1 protein-coding gene is annotated in these 1597 nt (G+C 43.0%); it reads right to left on the minus strand.

The window, feature by feature from the left end; genetic code table 11:
- A partial coding sequence (locus tag ACZIX2_RS14180; RefSeq protein WP_463340748.1) for an HYR-like domain-containing protein occupies positions 1 to 1597 on the minus strand: 1597 nt, incomplete at both ends.

A 1597-nucleotide genomic window follows, 5' to 3' on the forward strand; every position in this document is an offset into this window, starting at 1 on the left:
TAGCGTCAACACGGGTTTTTCATCATCTTTTATAGTGAATTTTTGAACTCCGGTTGAAGTGTTACCAGCGCAGTCTGTGGCGGTCCATGTTCTGGTGATAACTCCTAATCCACAGTTGTCTAAAGTACCTTCGTCTTTGTAAGTTACTTTAGGGGCTTTATCACAATTGTCTGTGGCGGTTGCCATACCAGAATCTCCTGCTACGCAATTGAATGTTGCATCTTGTGGCACTGTCAACACGGGTTTTTCATCATCTTTTATCGTGATTTTTTGAACTCCGGTTGAGGTGTTACCAGCGCAGTCTGTGGCAGTCCATGTTCTGGTGATAACTCCTAATCCACAGTTGTCTAAAGTACCCTCATCTTTATACGTTACTTTAGGATCTTTATCACAATTGTCTGTGGCGGTTGCCATACCAGAATCACCTGCTACGCAATTGAATGTTGCATCTTGTGGCACTGTCAACACGGGTTTTTCATCATCTTTTATCGTGATTTTTTGAACTCCGGTTGAAGTGTTACCAGCGCAGTCTGTGGCAGTCCATGTTCTGGTGATAACTCCTAAGCCACAGTTGTCTAAAGTACCCTCATCTTTATACGTTACTTTAGGATCTTTGTCACAATTGTCTGTGGCGGTTGCCATACCAGAATCACCTGCTACGCAATTGAATGTTGCATCTTGTGGCACTGTCAACACGGGTTTTTCATCATCTTTTATAGTGATTTTTTGAACTCCGGTTGAAGTGTTACCAGCGCAGTCTGTCGCGGTCCATGTTCTGGTGATAACTCCTAAGCCACAGCTGTCTAAAGTGCCTTCATCTTTATACGTTACTTTAGGATCTTTATCACAATTGTCTGTGGCGGTTGCCATACCAGAATCTCCTGCTACGCAATTGAATGTTGCATCTTGTGGCACTGTCAACACGGGTTTTTCATCATCTTTTATAGTGATTTTTTGAACTCCGGTTGAGGTGTTACCAGCGCAGTCTGTTGCAGTCCATGTTCTGGTGATTACTCCTAATCCACAGTTGTCTAAAGTGCCCTCATCTTTATAAGTTACTTTAGGATCTTTATCACAATTGTCTGTGGCGGTTGCCATACCAGAATCACCTGCTACGCAATTGAATGTTGCATCCTGTGGAACTGTCAACACGGGTTTTTCATCATCTTTTATCGTGATTTTTTGAACTCCGGTTGAAGTGTTACCAGCGCAGTCTGTTGCGGTCCATGTTCTGGTGATAACTCCTAAGCCACAGCTGTCTAAAGTGCCTTCATCTTTGTAAGTTACTTTAGGATCTTTATCACAATTGTCTGTGGCGGTTGCCATACCAGAATCGCCTGCTACGCAATTGAATGTTGCATCCTGTGGTACTTTCAACACGGGTTTTTCATCATCTTTTATCGTGATTTTTTGAACTCCGGTTGAAGTGTTACCAGCGCAGTCTGTTGCAGTCCATGTTCTGGTGATAACTCCTAAGCCACAGTTGTCTAAAGTACCTTCATCTTTATACGTTACTTTAGGATCTTTGTCACAATTGTCTGTGGCGGTTGCCATACCAGAATCACCTGCTACGCAATTGAATGTTGCATCTTGTGGT

Source organism: Flavobacterium riviphilum (genome assembly GCF_055231795.1).